Source organism: Pelobacter seleniigenes DSM 18267 (assembly GCF_000711225.1).
GTDB lineage: Bacteria > Desulfobacterota > Desulfuromonadia > Desulfuromonadales > Geopsychrobacteraceae > Seleniibacterium > Seleniibacterium seleniigenes.
The window spans coordinates 14539-30826 of the sequence record NZ_JOMG01000004.1; the positions used below are offsets into that span (position 1 = coordinate 14539).

Genomic DNA, 16288 nt, shown 5'->3' on the forward strand with positions numbered 1-16288 from the left:
ATGTCCGAGGTTCTGAGTCGAAATCATTTTGAACTGCTCAGCCATTTTATTTACAACGAGCTGGGAATTAAACTGCCGGACAGTAAAAGGACAATGCTGAGCGGACGTTTGAAAAAGCGTTTGCGCGATCTTCACCTGAATCATTTTAAGGACTATTGCGACTATCTCTTCAGCCCACAGGGGCGGAAAGAGGAAATGCCTCATTTCGTCAATGTGGTCACCACCAACAAAACCGATTTTTTCAGGGAACCAGCCCATTTCGATTATCTGCTGCAAAGTGTGCTGCCGGCGCTGCCGAAAGGCTCGGCAGCGCCACTGCAAATCTGGAGTGCCGGCTGCTCTACCGGTGAAGAACCCTATACCCTGGCAATGGTTTTGGCTCAGGCCTTGGGCGAAGGCTCTGGTCGACAGTTTCGAATTCTAGCTACGGATATCTCCACCCGCGTTCTTGATACGGCCAAAAAAGCGATTTATCCGATTGAAGATATCCAGCCGGTGCCGGCTGAGTATAAGAAAAAATACCTGCTGAAGAGTCGTGACAAAAGCAAGGGTCTGGTACGGATCGTGCCTGAACTACGAAAGATTGTTTGTTTTGCCCAACTGAATCTCATGGCTGAAGACTATGGCCTGGGAGTCCTGCTCGATATTATTTTTTGCAGGAATGTCATTATTTACTTCGATAAAGCGACCCAGCAAAAGCTTATGGTTAAATTCTGTCGCTGCCTGAAGCCCGGCGGATATCTGTTCTTGGGCCATTCCGAGTCATTGCATGGTTACGATCTGCCGTTGGTGCCGGTTGCCCCAACGGTCTATCGAAAGATCAGCGTGGACTCTTTTCAGTGAGCAGCCGAATCAACCTCAATCCTGAGGAGATCGTGATCGCGGAAGTCCCCATCGCTGTATCCACAGTGCTAGGGTCCTGTCTGGCGGTGGTTTTTTTCTGTTGCCGCCTGCGGATCGGCGCTATTTGCCATGCCACTTTACCGCAAGGCAGTTGTCGTTTCGATGGCAAGTACGTCAATCAGGCGATCGCCTACATGTTCCATTATTTCGAGGGGTTGAAGGTTCGCCCAGCGGAATTAACGGTTAAAGTTTTCGGCGGCGCAGAGATGTTTGGCGTTACGGATGGGGTCGGAATGAGAAACCAGCAAGCCGCCTTAGAGGCACTGAAACAGCTTGGCCTGAACCCGTCAGTGCTGGATGTCGGCGGCAACAGAGGGCGGCGATTGGTTTTTTTCTCAGAAACCGGCGAAGTTTATCGTAAATGGGTGAAGAGGACAACGCGTTGAAAGAGAAAATTAAGGTTCTGATTGTCGATGATTCGGCCAGTGTCCGCCAGGCCATGGCTGAGATTCTGGCTGGCGATCCTGATATTGAAGTCGTCGGCACTGCGAACGATCCTTTTGCCGCAGCCAACCGCTTGAAGACAGTAATTCCTGATGTCATCACTCTCGATGTCGAGATGCCGCGCATGGATGGGCTGACTTTTTTGCAAAAGATTATGAGCCAGCATCCGATCCCGGTGGTCATGTGCTCCAGTCTGGCAGAAAACGGCTCGGACATCGCCCTGCGGGCCCTGGAGTACGGTGCCGTTGATATTATCACCAAACCTAAACTCGGGACCCGGCAATTTTTGGAAGAATCCCGTATGCGGATCTGTGATGCGGTCAAGGCGGCCTCTCAAGCCCGTCTGCAACCGCTGAGCAAATCCACTTTGAAGGTCGCCCCCAAGCTGACAGCAGATGTGGTCCTGGCCAAACAAAGCAGTGTGCAGCAACGGTTGATCGAAACAACAGAAAAAGTCGTTGTTGTTGGTGCGTCCACCGGCGGGACCGAAGCGCTTCGGATTTTTCTCGAAGCCTTTCCCGCCGATTCTCCCGGAATCGTGATCGTCCAACATATGCCGGAGCATTTTACCTCGACCTTCGCCGAACGGTTGAACGGCTTGTGCCGTCTGGTTGTCAAAGAGGCCGAACATAACGATACCGTCGTGCGCGGGAGGGCTCTTATCGCACCAGGAAATCGGCACCTGTTGTTGAAAAGAAGCGGGACCCGTTACTATGTTGAAATCAAAGACGGCCCTCTGGTTGCACGCCATCGTCCTTCTGTTGATGTTTTATTTCGCAGTGCGGCCCGGTACGGAGGCAAAAATTGCATTGGAATCATTATGACCGGCATGGGTGATGACGGGGCGCAGGGGTTGCTTGAGATGAAAGAATCCGGGGCTTTCACCCTGGCCCAGGATGAAGCGACATCGGTGGTGTACGGGATGCCGAAAGAAGCTGTCGCACGCGGGGCAGTGACCAAAATCGTCCCTTTGCCCTACCTCGCCATGGAAGTCCTGAAATTAGATTAGTTTCTCTCCGGAAACGGAATTTTCCCCTGTCGCAGCGTCAATCTGCAGGCTTACTTGTGCGGCTTAGCGGTGTACGCCTCCGCGCAAGCCCTTGATTTCCTTGCTACAACGGAAAACTGCTCGTTTCCAATCTGAAAACTTAATTATTGCCATCCAGAGTTTCCGGATGAGTCTAGTTTAGCAACTTTGTAGTAAACTCGGGGCTGTCCCCAGGGTCATCGGGGGCTGTCCCAAGAGTTTGCGAACCATGAAACTGTCGCGGTTAGCATCGCAAAGACCTGGGACAGCCCCCATGCGGGGACAGCCTCGGTTTTGCTGCCATCACCCCTTAAATCAGCGCCATTCGGGCTGTATCCCTCTGCATCTGATAGATCCTTCCCGCCCCGGACCAATCCCCTCTCAACCGCATTCGCAAGTGCTATCCGAGCAGCAGCTGTCCTTGCTTTTCCGAAACAGGACCAGCCCGAACAGCACCAGAGCACTGAGCATTCCGAGCAGACTTGGACCGTCTTCTGCTCCGCCAGTCTGCCAGTTTATCGTCAGCCCGCTGAGGGCATAGATTTCATCGACGGCAAAACCGAGCACCAGGGACGAGATCATGATGCCGAGCACATAGAGCAGAGTTGATTTGCGGCCAAGGATGGTGGAAATGACCGATATGGCCGCCGCATTGGTGGCCGGCCCGGCCAGCAGAAACACCAGGGCCGCTCCAGGATGAAGGCCCTTCAGAACCAGCGCTGCGGCGATGGGGGTGGACGCCGTAGCGCAAACATACAGGGGCATTCCTACGATGAGCATCACCAGCATGGCGACAAATTGGTTGCCCAGCCAATGTTCGACCAGAGCGGGTGAGACGAAGACGGTGATGAGTCCGGCGATACCGACTCCGACGAAAAACCAGGCTGAAATGTCGCCGAACAGGTCGCCGAAGGCGAACCCCATCCCTTTGCGGAGCCGTTCAATGATGCTTGGTTTGGGAGGCGTAGAACTGCAGCTACCGCTGCAGCAGCAACTTGAAGAACTCGCCGGCTTGGCCGCAGCGACTGGTTGCGGAGCAGGGGCGGGCTGCTGAGGATCGAAAACCCGCACCAACTGACCGGTAAAGATTGCGGTCAGAAAAGCGGCCAGGGGGCGCAGGACGGCCATCAGCGGGTCAAGGAGCGCCCAGGTGACGGAGATGGAATCGACCCCGGTTTCCGGTGTCGAGATTAGGAAAGCTGTGGTGGCTCCCTTGCTGGCTCCTTGCCTGCGAATACCGGCGGCAGCAGGCAGGACCCCGCAGCTGCACAGCGGGATCGGCACACCAAACAGGGCCGCTTTGAACAGGTTGGTGCGGTTGTCCTTGCCCAGGTGGCGGGCGATAAAATCGTCAGGAATAAAGGCCTTCAGCAGCCCTGCGATAAAAAATCCGAAGAGCATATAGGGCGCTGAGAGACAGAGAATATTCCAACTTTGCAGAAGGATCTGGTTGAGCAGGTTCATGAGGATTCCTTTTAATGTTAAACATGTGACGATATGTTCATCTGTTTAACGGTAAAAAAAGCGGGGATGGATCCCGCTTGAACACTGTGGTCCATAATATTATTCGTTGACGTGTTCCAGGCCGTGTTGCAACAAGATGGAGACATGGTCGTCATCCAGGCTGTAAATGACATTTTTACCGTCTTTACGATACTTGACAATTTTTTGGGAACGCAGCACCCGGAGCTGGTGACTGACGGCTGAAGAACTCATTTTCAGCAGGCAGGCCAGGTCACAGACACACAGCTCCGAAAAGGACAGGGCGTGCAGAATGCGTACCCGGGTTGAATCCCCCAAGGCTTTGAACAACTCAGCCAACTGAAAGAGAGCTTCATCCCGATCCATGCTGGCGGCAACCCCGGCAACGGTGTCAGAGTGAATGCATTCGACCTGGCAAACGTCTTCAACTTGTCCCATAACCATTCCCTTGTGTGAACATGTGTTTAAGTGTGATTCTGTTTCCAAAGAATGTCAACCTTTTTGTAGTGGCTTTTTAACTGCTCTGCCTTGTGCTTGCTTCGTCCCGGAGGACAGGAATCGTGACGACCCGGTTGCGGCCGTTCTCTTTTGCTTGATACAGGGCGATATCCGCTGCTTTGATCAGTTCGTCTAAAGAACCCAGCTCCGGGCTGAGTTCGGCAACTCCCAGGCTGATGGTGACCCTGGCGCTGCGGCCGTCCGGCAAGTTAACCAAGCTTTCGGCAATTTTCTGGCGCAAGCGCTCGGCCAGTTGCAGGCCCCCCTGGAGCCCTGTCTGCGGCAGCACGATGGTAAATTCTTCACCACCTATCCGGCCGATGATATCGACTTCCCGCAGGACAGCGGTCGCCTCTCGCGCCAAAGCCTTGAGAATCTCGTCGCCGCCGTCATGACCGAAGGTGTCATTGATGGTTTTGAATCTGTCCGCATCGAACATGATCAGAGTCATTGGGTTGCGATAGCGGCTGGCACGCTGAAATTCCTGCTCTGCCAATTCCATGAAACGGCGTCGGTTGAGCAGGCCGGTGAGTTCGTCCGTTGTCGCCAGCCATTGCAGATTTTCCTCCGTGGCCTTGCGTTCGGTCGCGTCCCGCAGACTGCCGTGAGCATAATATCTATTGTCCAAGGAAAACGCGGCCACCGAAAGATCGACGGGAAAACAGCTGCCGTCTTTCCGTAAGGCTGTCACTTCCCGGACATGGTTGATGACCGGACCGCGACCGGAGTTGATGAATTTGGACAGGCCCTCCTGAGCTTCCTTCCGGTATTGCTCGGGTACGATTAGATCGTGCAGCTTTTGCTGCAGAGCCTCCTGCTTACTCCAGCCGAACATTTTTTCTGCAGCCGGACTCCAGAATATAATCCGGTCTTCAGAATCGATGGTGATCAGCGCATCCAGCGAAGCTTCAGCCATGGCCCGGTTCATTTCTTCGCTGGCGCGCAGGGCGAGTTCGGCCAATTTTTGTTCGGTGATATCCAGGATGGTTCCGGTTATATGGAGCGGCTTGCCAGTATCGTCAAATTCTACCTGACCCCGTGCCTGGACATAACGCCGCGAACCGTCCGGTTGAATAATCCGATGATCCAGCTCATAGCTTTCGCCGGTTGTCCTGGCTTGTTCCAAAAAGGCTTCAAACTTGGGCATGTCATCCGGATGGATCTGCTCGTGGATTTTGTTAAGATTAGGCTGAAAAGAGCTGGGCGATACTCCGAAAATCCGATAACTTTCCTCCGACCACCAAGTGGAATTGTCTTTGAGATCAATCTTCCAACTGCCCAGGTGGGCGATCGCTTGAGCCTCGGCCAGGCTTTTCTGGATCGTTTCAATCTGGTGGTTATTCTGGGTCGATCTAAACATGCCGACCGCCAGGGCTCCGCCTAGCAGCAACAGCAAGCCATGAACGGTGAATGCAAAGGGCGGGGCCGTCGACGTTAACCAGCCATGTTTCGGTAATCCGGCTAGCTGCCAGGATCCTCCGGGGAAGGTGACATCCATCAGGACCGCTTCTCGTTCTGGAGAGAAGAGGTCGCTGCTGCCCAGGAAAACAGCACCGTCGGCGCCAAAACCATCTACCCCGCGCAAGGCGATGGCCAGATGGGAGTCGTTCAGGCCGGATTCGGCAAACAGTTTATCCATGTCGATCACCGCGGAGATGATTCCCAAGACCCTTTCTGCACCCTGCTGCTCGACCGTCACTGGAGCTCTGCCGATGAGCCCGGTTCCTCCCTGAACCAGCTTAAGCGGACCGGTAGCAAGCAATTGTCCGGTTTCCGCCACCCGGCGGACCTGGTCCCATTGCCCTGGCAGCAAACGATAATCCAGACCGAGAATGGGTTGGTTGGCGGTCAGGGGAGAGACGAACTTGATTTTAAAATCCTCTGCAAATGCCAGGTTTTTGAGTAAAGGATTGTGGTGCAAAAGACTGTGGGCGTAGCGATCAAAGCCGGCCTGGGTCAGCCCGGGGGTCAGGGCGATATAGTTGGCCGTCCCCTTCAACAACAGCAGGCTGCCGGTCATGCGGGTTTCCAATCGTGCCCTGACCTCGGCAAGGTGCAAGGATACGGCAACAATCCGGTTGTTTTTGTACTGTAGGAAGAGCTGATACTGCAGAAAGATGTCCAGCAGCAGTAGACCGGCCGTTAACAGGACAAGTTTTTTCAGAAATTGTTTTTTCATGGTCCTGCTTGTGGAAAAGGCCTCTTGCAAGGTCCGGATTATGCTTGAGCAACACAGCTTGCTGAGTCTATTGCTGCGTCTGGCATGTCCCGGGCGGGACATTTGTAACAAGATGTTGACGGTTGGCAGTCTAACTCAAGAACAGAGCGGCTGTCCATTAAGAAGGATGATGATCAGAGCCAACATCTGCCGGGCGGGAAATGTCGGTTGCCGACTTGTCCGTAGCCAACGGATAGCTCTATCCTGAAGGTAAGCGAGGCGTCTGGCGAAGACTTATCCTGCCGGTCAGCATTGATACCGGACCGGTTGAACTATCGCCTCAGCTGACAATGGAGGATTTTATGCTCAAGGACAAACTGACGGAACTGAAGGTGGCCGCAGCGGCAAAGATCCCTCCTGCCGTCATGCAGGTCATGCAGCAGTCAAGATCCACGCTAAAAGAATCGGACATATTGAGCAAAACCATCAAGCCGGGTGACCGTATTCCCGATTTCAGCTTGGCCGATGGGCAGGGTGTTCGGGTCGATATGGCAACATTGCGTGCCCAGGGTCCGCTGGTGATCAGTTTGTATCGAGGGATCTGGTGACCGTACTGCAATGCAGAGCTGGAGGCCCTGCAGGAGATTTTCCCGGAGCTTAAAAAGCGCGGCGCAAGCTTGATCGCCATTTCACCGATGCAAGCGAAATACTCCACCCAACTGGCCCATAAATTAGGCCTCGAATTCCCTGTGCTCAGTGACCCGGGCAGCAGCTATCTGACCAAGCTGGGAGTCATGTTTCCTGTGCCCGCGGCGCTGGTGGAAATCTATCAAGGGTTCGGCATTGATCTGGAGCGCTTTAACGGCGATCCGCGCTGGCAATTGCCGCTGCCCGGACGGATTATCGTGGATCACCTGGGCGTGGTTCGCAATGCTGATTTTTTCACCGATCATACCGAACGGCCTGAGCCTCAGGAAACCCTGGTTTTGCTTGAGCAGCTAAGTTGAGGCGAGCGGCCGTTCGGCGACTTCAACAGCGGCTGCGCAGCCAGGCTCACCGAACTCTGCCGCCAGCCCTATCTGGTCAGCCAGACTTCAACCCGGCGATTTTTTTCCCGGCCCGCTGCCGTGTCATTGGCTGCCACTGGCATGTCGTCACAGAACCCCTGGATTGTCTCGGCACTGACGCCATGTGCTTTGAGAACCGTTGCGACTTTCTCAGCGCGGATCTGGGATAATTGACAGTTGGCTGTGCGGGAACCGATATTATCGGCGAAGCCGAACAGCTTAACCGCGCGTTGCCGGTTCTGCTGTCGACCGAGGAAGCTGACCAGACGGTCGATATCGCGCAGTCCGCGGTTGTCGATTTCCGTGCTGCCGCTGCGGAAGCGGAAGTTCAGAGACAAGCGCGCGGCGGACGCGGCGTTCTGACGGTAATTCTGTGACGCGTTTGCTGCAATTTCCGGGGTCATTTCATCAATGGTCAACTCGACAAAACCGATCTCCCGGGCAATCTTTTGCCCGGAATCGCTCAGGGCAAATTCAACGAAAGGCCTGCTCTGGGGATTGGTCGGGTTGGCGGGGATATAAAGAAACAGCCGCCGCGCCAGAGGATAGTCCTCGGTTGCCACGGTAAAGGTGGTCGGAAACACCGCTTCGGTTCCCTGCTCGGACACCGCCACCGCTTTGGAGGGCTTGATATAGGGCAGGCCGATAAAGCCGATGGCGTTGGTGTCGGCCGCAACCTGAGCCGTCAGTTCGCGGCTGTCCTCCAGCCGTTCGGCGCTGCTCAGCAGCGACTGGTCGCGTAGCACCAGATGTTTGAAGGTATCCCAGGTTCCCGATTTTTCGTCGCGGGCAATGACCTTGATCGCTCCGGACAGACCGCTTTGGGGGATCTCCTGCCAATCCTTGATCCGCCCGGAAAAAATATCCGCGATCTGCTGTTGTGCCATGTTCTGGACGCCGTTGGCCGGGTGGACGATGACCGCAATGCCGTCCAGGGCCAGGACGTTTTCGCTGGCCGGTCCGGTCATATTGCCGAACCGTTGGAGTTGTTCAACCTCCTTCGGCTTGATGGACCGGGACGCCATCCCCACGTCGCACAGGTCCTGGTTCAGGTCCTTGAACGAGGTACTGGAACCATGGGCCTGAATTTCTATGGCCACCCGACGGCCATCCCTGAGGGTCCCTTCGATGTTCTGCTCATCCGGCTGACCCGGAACTCTGACAATATCCTTGGCCTGCATGACCTGTTTCAGGAACTCAGTCGCCAGTGCCGGCGCCAGCTTTGCGCCAATGGTGTTGGAACCGTGCAAGCGGAGGATGGTCGTAGCCGGAGTCGACGGAATCGCTGCCGGACTCGCCGGAGGCGGGCTGGCCTGAGCCTGATTGGCGGCAACCAGATTGGTTTTGTCGCTCTGCGTTTCGCCGAGCAGAAAGAAGAAGCCGGCTCCGAGCAGCGCGATCAGGACAAAGGCAAGCACGATGAACAGGGGCATGATATTGCGTTTTTTTTGTGGCGGTTCCGGCCCGGCGAGCGGGACAACGCTGTCTTGCGCAGCGGTGCCCATCGCGGGTGTGGTCGGTTGACCGGAATCCGCTGTGGTTTTCAGAAGGTTGTCCAGATCGGCCCGGAGAACTTCCACTTCCAGGTCAATCCGTTCCGGGTTGGCCTGGGGCCGACAGAGGACAAACAACTGCCCGAGGGGCAGGTAGTAGACGAAAAATTTCTGTTCGAGATAACGGAACTCACAACGTCTGATTTCGCCGACCGCTGCACTGGCCGCATTACGGTTCTGGTTGAGCAGGCGGGTGGCCTTCTGCAACTGCTCCAGGCTCAGAAATTGCGGCATGTTGGCGCCGATGATGCGGCCGTCCCGGTGGCTGATAAAGGCGCCCTCGACCTCTGGCAGTTTAATGAATGAATCCAGGCAGTTCTTATTCATGGCAGGACGTTACTTTCTGGCCAGAGTTGCGCGAATGGCGCTTTCCACGGGGGGATAATCACAGTTGCCGGGAACCGCAACCACCATGGAACGTTTGGGAGAGTGAAACACCAGACAGTGCCCGGCTAGCCCACTGACTGCGGTGTAGTGGCAATGGCGGGCACCGAACAGGTTCCCCAGCTGGGTGGCGATATCACCGAAATAATGCCCCTGTGCACTCAGTCGGGCGGCGCTGTCACTGTCATCATCAAACGGATGGCCTTGATCGTCGATTAAGACTGCAAAATTGACACCGGGGATCGGCAGAACCTTGCGGATGGTTTTGTTCATGCTGAGTGTCTTTGGGATCTCCGGACTCCGGTAGGCACCGTCTTCATCCAGGCGGCGATGGCATTCGAGCAGTAGCTGACTCATGGACATGCGGATGCTGGTCTGCAGGGTTTTCAGGTTGGGGTGGCAGGAAAAATGCCCGCCTTGCCAACTCAACATGCGGTAGATGGCGTCAATGCCGGCAATACTGTCCTGCTCGGCGTGAATGACCTCACCTTCGCGGAAGAAAATAACCCCTTTTTCCTGCTGTTGCTGGACGGACAGCCCGCCGGAAAAGCGATTCTGGCTGTGCAGCTGTAACACATCGGCCAAATGAACCTGTGGCAATTCCCCCGAAAAACCGGTCTGCAATTGTTCCATCATCAATCTCCTTTGAAAAAACACGTCCGTGTTTAACCAGGGGATTATTAGAAAGTGATGAGGAATGAAAAAATAAATTTAAAAAAATTATTAATTTCAGGTTGATGAGCTGCTAGGAACACGCCATTGGATGTGGGTAACAGGTTGAAGTATATGAGGAAAATACAGAATTAGCTGGTTTTCATCAGAAAACGGACTTTTTCGCCGTGGCGGTGTCACTCTGCGGGCTTATTTGTGTGGCGTAAAGAACTACGCCTCCGCATAAGCCATTGATGTCCTTGCCACAACGAAAAAGTGCTCGTTTCCAATCTGAAAACTTATGCGTTGGCATCCGGAGTTTCCGGATGCCAACTCGCAGGGACAAGCAGACAAAGTGACTCTGTGATCGATCCCTGCCGATGGGTTTTGGTAGGCTATTGCACGGCCGCCTGCTAAACCCCACGGATAAGCGATCAAAATCAATGATGCTTTTTAGAGTTCGTTGATTTTTTGAAATGAGACATGTGCATCTATTCTCCACCGTGTTTGGAATAAGTCTCCGGATGGACCAACCAGCTGTTAGCGCACCAGTTGACAGATAGCACGGATGTCTTGGGGAGAGGTCCGGCAACAACCGCCAACAATTCTGGCTCCATCGGCCAGCCATTGTTTTGTCAGGGCCGCAAAATCGCCGTTATCGCCGGGACGCCATCGTTTTGAAAGCGGGTCGTAGTGTTCCCCGGAATTCGGATAAACGATAATCGGTTTATCCGTCACCGAGCTGATTTCCTTGATCAGCGTCGTTACATGGCGCGGTGCGGTGCAGTTGATGCCGATGGCGGCGACTTGGTCAAAATCATTGAGCCAGGCGGCGCAATCGCTGATTTTGTCGCCATTGCAGGTTTGTTGGCCGTCTTTAGCCGTGAAGCTGATCCAGGCCGAAATACCGGGGTTTTCCGCCAACAGCCGGACCAGTGCCCGGGCCTCACTGAAGCAGGGCAGGGTTTCGCAGGCCAGCAGATCCGGTTCCGCTGCGACCAGGGTCTGCAGTCTGCGGCGGTGAAAATCCATCAGTTGCTCTTCTGAAAGCGAATAATTGCCACGGTATTCCGAACCGTCGGCCAGAAATGCGCCGTAGGGGCCGACCGAAGCCGCGACCAGCGGGCGCGGACGGTTACTGCCCGCACTGTGTTGCATCCAGAACCGGTCCCGCACCTGACGAGCGATGGTGATGGAACGGGTCATCAGGGCTGCCGCTTCGGCCTCGCTCAGCCCCCGGGCGGCAAACCCCTCAAAAGTCGCCTGGTAACTGGCGGTAATGACACAGTCGGCCCCTGCAACCAGGTAGTCCTCATGAACAGCTGCAATCAGCTCCGGATTCTCCAGCAAAACTTTGGCGGACCAAAGCGGATCGTTCAGGTTACAACCACGTTTTTCCAGTTCCGTGGCAAAGGCTCCATCCAGAATCATGGTCGGAAATCGGCTCAATATCGATGCAATCGGGTTCATTTTTTACTCCTGTTGTGGTGGCCAGGGGGGATCAACGGCTTGGTTATAGCCGATTTTCAGCGTGGCGGGGGAACTTTTTCAGCATCTGGTTTCAGGGCCGAATAAAGTGTCACGGTTCCAAACAGGGTGCTGAAGGTCTCTGTTATGGTGATTTTGTCAAAGCCGGCCAGGCTGAATATGTCCGGTAGGCGGCCGGCAATATTGTCTTTGGTGGAAGCAAAGCCATCGACCAACTGGACGGGGAGAAACAGGGCTCGCATGAGCAGGTTGGCGGCTTTGCCCCAGTCGAGCACGAGCAGGCGCCCGCCTGGTTGCAGAACCCGGAAAATTTCTTTGCTGGTGGCTTCCTTTTGGGGGCGGTCCAGGTGGTGAAAGAAAAGACTGGAAAAAACCTGCTCAAAACTGCCGGTTCGATAGGGCAGTTGGTCGGACGTGCCCTGTTGATAGGCGATTTCGGCCCGAGCTCCCAGGGCTTTGGCCTTGGCCTTGGCCTTGGCCAGCATCTTCTGATCGGCATCAAGACCGTATACCGCCAGATCCGGGCAGGCCTGTTGGCTCCAGAGTGCCAGGGTCCCGGTACCGCACCCGATGTCCAGAACTTTTTGCCCTCCTTGAAAATCCGCCTGGCGGATCAAGGCTCGTTTGATGGTCTGCTCCCGCACCGTGAACTGGGCAATCAGATCGTAAAATGGAGTCAGCCAATGGTAACCGAGTGCCGGAATAAATTGAGGGTTCTGCTTGCCGGTCATCGCATCCTCCCGTTTGGATGGTTGTTTTCAGGGCCTGGGCGCAAGATCTTGGGCCAGAACAATACCGAATGACCGGCTCCTGTTCCGTTGGTATGGAGGGCAGGGCCACCGCGGATAAGTTTGATACTGCTAAAGGCCTGAAAGATCCATGAGTAAGAATATGTTTATTAATAGAAACTCTTTTCTTCTTGAATTATGAGGTTATTCTATCTATTTTATTTTTTGCTTCAACCGCATGAAAAACCTGTTACATCGGAATGGATTGAAATCTAACAGTCGATCAGAACCTGTCGTCCCATGCCTTGGAACTGTCCGCCTGAAAAAGCCTAAAACTCAAAAGGAGAACCTCAACTGAACAAAAGTATAACCAGAGGCATTTATTAAATAAACCATAGCCCTGATATCCCGGAGCTTAACGCAAAGGAAAGTTCAATGACGAATTATCGCACGCCGCTTTTGTTTTTGACCGCTTTTTTGCTTGGTGCCTTTTTTCCAATCGTTTGTTTTGCTGCCGAAGGCCAGGATCGCGTCCTGACTTTTGCCTTTCAGAACAGCCTTGAGCATACCCAGGGGCAAGGAGTTCTCCGTTTTGCGGAACTGGTCAAGGAGAAAAGCAGTGGACGGATGGTTGTTGAAACCTTCCCGGACGGCAGGCTCGGGGGAGATTTGAAGACGGTGGCCGCTTTACAGCGGGGGAAGATCGATATGACGGTGACCAACTCCGGGTTGTTGTCCGGTTTGGTCAAGGGCTTTGGCATTTTTGATTTTCCTTTTATTTTCAGCAGTGTGGATGAGGCAGATGCGATTGTCGATGGCTCCTTCGGACAAGACCTCCTGAAACAGCTCCCGGATCTCGGCCTGATCGGTCTTGGCTACTGGGAACTCGGATTTCGCAATGTGACCAACAATATTCGCCCGATCAACTCCCTGGAAGATTTTCGGGGGATCAAGTTACGGATACTCAAATCTCCCGTGATTTTAGATACATTCAATGCCCTGGGGTGCAAGACCGTGCCACTCGCCTGGCCCCAGGTCTATCAGGCGCTGGAATCCGGTTACGTCGACGGGCAGGAGAATCCGGTCACCAATATCCAGTTTGCCAACCTCTACAAGGTCCAGAAATATTTGTCTTTTTCCCGCCACGTTTACTCGCCGCAAACGGTTCTGATCAGCAAACTCACCTGGCAGAAATTATCCAACCGGGAAAAGGAGATCATCATTGACGCAGAAAATGAGGCCAGAGCTTATCAGCGAAAAGTCAATCGCGCGCAGATGGATGAATCTCTTCGTTTCCTGAAGGGACAGATGTCCATCAACCAGATCTCGACCAAGGAAATGCAGAAAATCAGAAAACAGATCAAACCGGTGATTGATAAGTATTCCCAAGAAGTCGGCGTGGAGACCGTGAAGGCCTTCAATAAGGAAATAGATAGAATTCGCCATGGGCACTGAAGCATCAAGCGGAAAAGCATTCCGCTGTCTTGGCAGCCTTTAGTGGGCGGTTGCCAGCCCGAGACTATGGACTGGCGATCAAAATCAGTGATGGCGCCGTAAGTCATGGCTTTTGTAAGGTGGAGAAAATCGTACTTTTCTCCACCGGGTTGGAAAACGGCCAGGGCCGGACTTCTTCAACAACTCGTTAGCGAAGCCTTTCTCCGTTGCCTGCGCCAAGAGCCGATTCCAGACAAGACAATTTTTTCGGTTGGCGACGGCCCAGCAGGATCAGGGCGGCAACCCAACTTTGGCGAGTTGCCGAAGCTTCTTTTTTAAGGTCGATAAACTGAGCCGGCCAGCCGCAAACGTCCATCAGAGCCAGCAGGTCGATACCGAATCCGGACATGGACGGGCGAGCCTGGTGCGGATAACGACAAGGACCGGTTCCGGCGACCACCGGGCATTCGTCCTCTTCATGGCAAAAGATTCTTTTGCATGAGCCCCCGGCATAGGCCTGGGCATGCTGATATCCCAGCCGCAATGCCTCCTCTTCCAGATCGGCTGCAAGGCTCTGCAAGCGCTTCATGACAGCGTTGCTGCGGCTCGTCATCAGGTCGGATTCGGGCACCCGGATCCGCAATACCAGGGCTTCGTGACTGGACTGGCGAAGCAGGCGAAATCCGGCCGGACCCGAACAATACGGCGGACACCCTGGCGCCTGGCCGTAATCGGCGCAACGGGGTTCGCGGCAAAGTTTGGCCAGGTCAGGGTTGATCGGCACCTGGTGGGCCGGGATCAGGCAGGCCTCATCTGCGCCAGCGGCGTAGGCCCGGATGATCAGTTCATCCATAATGATATTCTTCCTGATTGGGGAAAAAAGCAGCTGATGGCCTGGCGGATTTTTACCAGAGCGCAATTATGCTGTGGAACTGCCTGATCAGTCAAATATTCTGAGTGTTTTTTCAGTAGATTTGCTCGTGAACCCTGTTTTCAGAGGGTGGGCTGCCGGCTTAAAGAAGTATGACCAATTTAGTCTCCTTTTGCAGGGTCGATTGTGCTAAGCTTGATTCGACACTGGAAAGGAGAATCGCTATGGGCTCACAATGGAAAATCGACGGAACCTATTTTGAGACCTGCAACTGTGATGCCGCCTGCCCCTGCGTTTTCTTGAGTGCCCCCACCACAGGCGACTGTACGGCGCTCGTCGGCTGGCATATTGCCAGCGGTCATTTCGGCGACCTCGATCTGCACGATCTCAACGCCGTGATGGCCGTTCATTCCCCCGGCCACATGGCCGAAGTCCCCTGGCAGGCTGCGCTCTATGTGGACAGCAAGGGGGACTCCGCGCAGCAGGATGCCCTGACCCGGATTTTTTCCGGACAGGCTGGAGGCCATCCGGCCATGTTGGCCTCCCATGTCGGGGATTTTCTCGGGGTTAAAAGCGTTGCCATTGAATACCAGGGGAGCGGTAAAAAACGCAGCCTCAACATCAGCGGAATTGCTGCCGCTGAAATTGAAGCCATCAGCGGCCAGGGCGGCGGGGAAACGACCGTTGCCGGACACCCTCTTTGTATTGCTCCCGGGTTTCCGCTGGTGGTTGCCCGGTCCAGCCAGGTCCATTACGATGATCACCAGCTGCACTGGGAAATGTCCCGGAAAAATGGCTTCTATTCGCCCTTTGCCTATCACGGATGAGCACGGCCGAACAGGTCTATAGCCGCGACCGGGCGCTGGTTCTTGGCGGATTGGCTGGGCTTTGTCTGCTCGCCTGGCTGTATCTGTTCTATCTGGGCTGGATGATGGGGCGGATGCCGACCACCATGGCCGAACCTCAGCTGCAGGGCTGGACCCTTGCCGAGGCCATGTTATGTTTTGTCATGTGGGCGGTGATGATGGTCGGCATGATGGTCCCTTCCGCAGCACCGATGGTCATGGTTTTCGCCCGGACCTGCCGCCAACGCAGCTGCCAGGGTGAGCCTTACGTGCCGACCGGCCTGTTTGTTTTTGGATACCTGCTCATCTGGGCTCTTTTCAGCCTTCTTGCGACCACAGCCCAATGGGGCCTGCATGTTACGGCCCAGTTTTCCCCCACCATGCTCAAAAGTACAAGCCCGTTGCTTGGCAGCGCTATCCTGGTCGCCGCCGGGGTTTTCCAGTGGACCGACCTCAAACAGCGCTGTCTGAGACACTGCCGTTCGCCCTTGAATTTCTTGCTCAACGAATGGCGTGACGGTCGCCAGGGAGCTGTCATTATGGGACTGCGGCATGGGATCTTCTGCCTCGGCTGCTGCTGGGCGTTGATGGGGTTACTGTTCGTCACCGGAGTCATGAACCTGCTGTGGGTGGCGCTGATCAGTATCTTTGTTCTGGCGGAGAAAGTTTTGCCGTTTGCACGCTGGATCAGCGGGATTGCGGGAGGTCTGCTGGTCGGTTGGGGGATCTGGCTGTTAACGATCTGATGCCGGGTT

General features: G+C 54.7%; 15 protein-coding genes and 1 pseudogene. 8 read left to right on the plus strand and 8 right to left on the minus strand.

Annotation, left to right across the window (positions count from 1 at the left end):
* Genes N909_RS0117010 through N909_RS0117020 form a run of 3 tightly spaced genes read left to right on the plus strand, consistent with a single transcriptional unit; the run spans position 1 to position 2356 of the window.
* Positions 1 to 843 (plus strand): CheR family methyltransferase, encoded by an 843-nt coding sequence (locus tag N909_RS0117010; RefSeq protein ID WP_036684090.1) that lies wholly within the window; start codon positions 1 to 3, stop codon positions 841 to 843.
* Positions 840 to 1289 carry a chemotaxis protein CheD gene (locus N909_RS0117015; RefSeq protein ID WP_036684093.1) on the plus strand — a complete coding sequence of 150 codons (450 nt, stop codon included), beginning with the start codon at positions 840 to 842 and terminating at the stop codon, positions 1287 to 1289. The genes N909_RS0117010 and N909_RS0117015 overlap by 4 nt, the downstream gene beginning before the upstream one ends.
* Complete coding sequence (locus tag N909_RS0117020) at positions 1286 to 2356, plus strand: protein-glutamate methylesterase/protein-glutamine glutaminase (protein WP_281174868.1); 1071 nt, start codon at positions 1286 to 1288, stop codon at positions 2354 to 2356. The genes N909_RS0117015 and N909_RS0117020 overlap by 4 nt, the downstream gene beginning before the upstream one ends.
* Before the next feature lie 399 nt (positions 2357 to 2755).
* Here the strand turns inward: N909_RS0117020 and N909_RS0117025 are convergent, their stop codons facing one another.
* From N909_RS0117025 to N909_RS0117035, 3 genes are all read right to left on the minus strand, one after another.
* Positions 2756 to 3838, minus strand: a complete 1083-nt coding sequence (locus tag N909_RS0117025; RefSeq protein ID WP_029917340.1) for an SO_0444 family Cu/Zn efflux transporter — start codon at positions 3836 to 3838, stop codon at positions 2756 to 2758.
* Between the two features lie 99 nt (positions 3839 to 3937).
* Positions 3938 to 4294 (minus strand): ArsR/SmtB family transcription factor, encoded by a 357-nt coding sequence (locus tag N909_RS0117030; RefSeq protein WP_029917341.1) that lies wholly within the window; start codon positions 4292 to 4294, stop codon positions 3938 to 3940.
* A gap of 76 nt (positions 4295 to 4370) precedes the next feature.
* Positions 4371 to 6533: a diguanylate cyclase gene (locus N909_RS0117035; RefSeq protein WP_051689908.1), complete on the minus strand. Its 2163-nt coding sequence runs from the start codon at positions 6531 to 6533 to the stop codon at positions 4371 to 4373.
* A 341-nt stretch (positions 6534 to 6874) separates the two neighbouring features.
* On the opposite strand from N909_RS0117035, the gene N909_RS24845 reads away from it, so the two are divergent.
* The gene (locus N909_RS24845) at positions 6875 to 7120 is read left to right on the plus strand and encodes a thioredoxin domain-containing protein (RefSeq protein WP_051689909.1); all 246 of its coding nucleotides are present in this window, start codon (positions 6875 to 6877) and stop codon (positions 7118 to 7120) included.
* A gap of 12 nt (positions 7121 to 7132) precedes the next feature.
* Positions 7133 to 7519: pseudogene (locus tag N909_RS24850) on the plus strand (redoxin domain-containing protein); the annotation flags it as partial.
* A gap of 68 nt (positions 7520 to 7587) precedes the next feature.
* Here N909_RS24850 and N909_RS0117045 read toward each other — a convergent pair.
* The 4 genes from N909_RS0117045 to N909_RS0117060 all read right to left on the minus strand — a co-directional run bounded on the left by N909_RS0117045 (position 7588) and on the right by N909_RS0117060 (position 12386).
* Positions 7588 to 9459: a substrate-binding domain-containing protein gene (locus tag N909_RS0117045; RefSeq protein WP_051689911.1), complete on the minus strand. Its 1872-nt coding sequence runs from the start codon at positions 9457 to 9459 to the stop codon at positions 7588 to 7590.
* A gap of 9 nt (positions 9460 to 9468) precedes the next feature.
* Entirely contained in the window at positions 9469 to 10152 is a 684-nt protein-coding gene (locus tag N909_RS0117050; protein WP_084167797.1) for a DUF4388 domain-containing protein, read from the minus strand.
* A gap of 555 nt (positions 10153 to 10707) precedes the next feature.
* Entirely contained in the window at positions 10708 to 11637 is a 930-nt protein-coding gene (gene mmuM / locus N909_RS0117055; protein WP_029917345.1) for a homocysteine S-methyltransferase, read from the minus strand.
* 56 nt (positions 11638 to 11693) lie between these two features.
* Positions 11694 to 12386 carry a class I SAM-dependent methyltransferase gene (locus N909_RS0117060; RefSeq protein WP_029917346.1) on the minus strand — a complete coding sequence of 231 codons (693 nt, stop codon included), beginning with the start codon at positions 12384 to 12386 and terminating at the stop codon, positions 11694 to 11696.
* Between the two features lie 432 nt (positions 12387 to 12818).
* On the opposite strand from N909_RS0117060, the gene N909_RS0117065 reads away from it, so the two are divergent.
* On the plus strand, positions 12819 to 13838 hold the full coding sequence (locus N909_RS0117065) for a DctP family TRAP transporter solute-binding subunit (RefSeq protein ID WP_029917347.1): 1020 nt from the start codon (positions 12819 to 12821) through the stop codon (positions 13836 to 13838).
* A 187-nt stretch (positions 13839 to 14025) separates the two neighbouring features.
* On the opposite strand, the gene N909_RS0117070 is transcribed toward N909_RS0117065, so the two are convergent.
* Entirely contained in the window at positions 14026 to 14670 is a 645-nt protein-coding gene (locus N909_RS0117070) for a DUF2284 domain-containing protein (RefSeq protein WP_029917348.1), read from the minus strand.
* Positions 14671 to 14912: 242 nt separating this feature from the next.
* On the opposite strand from N909_RS0117070, the gene N909_RS0117075 reads away from it, so the two are divergent.
* Both N909_RS0117075 and N909_RS0117080 read left to right on the plus strand, forming a co-directional pair.
* Entirely contained in the window at positions 14913 to 15515 is a 603-nt protein-coding gene (locus tag N909_RS0117075) for a DUF1326 domain-containing protein (protein ID WP_029917349.1), read from the plus strand.
* Positions 15512 to 16279, plus strand: a complete 768-nt coding sequence (locus N909_RS0117080) for a DUF2182 domain-containing protein (RefSeq protein ID WP_029917350.1) — start codon at positions 15512 to 15514, stop codon at positions 16277 to 16279. Before N909_RS0117075 ends, N909_RS0117080 begins: the two co-directional genes overlap by 4 nt.
* Positions 16280 to 16288: the final 9 nt, after the last annotated feature.

Coding starts and splice junctions, on each gene's coding strand:
- N909_RS0117010 (WP_036684090.1), top strand. CDS start 1: ATGTCCGAGGTTCTGAGTCGAAATCATTTTGAACTGCTCAGCCATTTT.
- N909_RS0117025 (WP_029917340.1), bottom strand. CDS start 3,838: ATGAACCTGCTCAACCAGATCCTTCTGCAAAGTTGGAATATTCTCTGT.
- N909_RS0117030 (WP_029917341.1), bottom strand. CDS start 4,294: ATGGGACAAGTTGAAGACGTTTGCCAGGTCGAATGCATTCACTCTGAC.
- N909_RS0117035 (WP_051689908.1), bottom strand. CDS start 6,533: ATGAAAAAACAATTTCTGAAAAAACTTGTCCTGTTAACGGCCGGTCTA.
- N909_RS24845 (WP_051689909.1), top strand. CDS start 6,875: ATGCTCAAGGACAAACTGACGGAACTGAAGGTGGCCGCAGCGGCAAAG.
- N909_RS0117045 (WP_051689911.1), bottom strand. CDS start 9,459: ATGAATAAGAACTGCCTGGATTCATTCATTAAACTGCCAGAGGTCGAG.
- N909_RS0117050 (WP_084167797.1), bottom strand. CDS start 10,152: ATGATGGAACAATTGCAGACCGGTTTTTCGGGGGAATTGCCACAGGTT.
- mmuM (WP_029917345.1), bottom strand. CDS start 11,637: ATGAACCCGATTGCATCGATATTGAGCCGATTTCCGACCATGATTCTG.
- N909_RS0117060 (WP_029917346.1), bottom strand. CDS start 12,386: ATGACCGGCAAGCAGAACCCTCAATTTATTCCGGCACTCGGTTACCAT.
- N909_RS0117065 (WP_029917347.1), top strand. CDS start 12,819: ATGACGAATTATCGCACGCCGCTTTTGTTTTTGACCGCTTTTTTGCTT.
- N909_RS0117070 (WP_029917348.1), bottom strand. CDS start 14,670: ATGGATGAACTGATCATCCGGGCCTACGCCGCTGGCGCAGATGAGGCC.
- N909_RS0117075 (WP_029917349.1), top strand. CDS start 14,913: ATGGGCTCACAATGGAAAATCGACGGAACCTATTTTGAGACCTGCAAC.
- N909_RS0117080 (WP_029917350.1), top strand. CDS start 15,512: ATGAGCACGGCCGAACAGGTCTATAGCCGCGACCGGGCGCTGGTTCTT.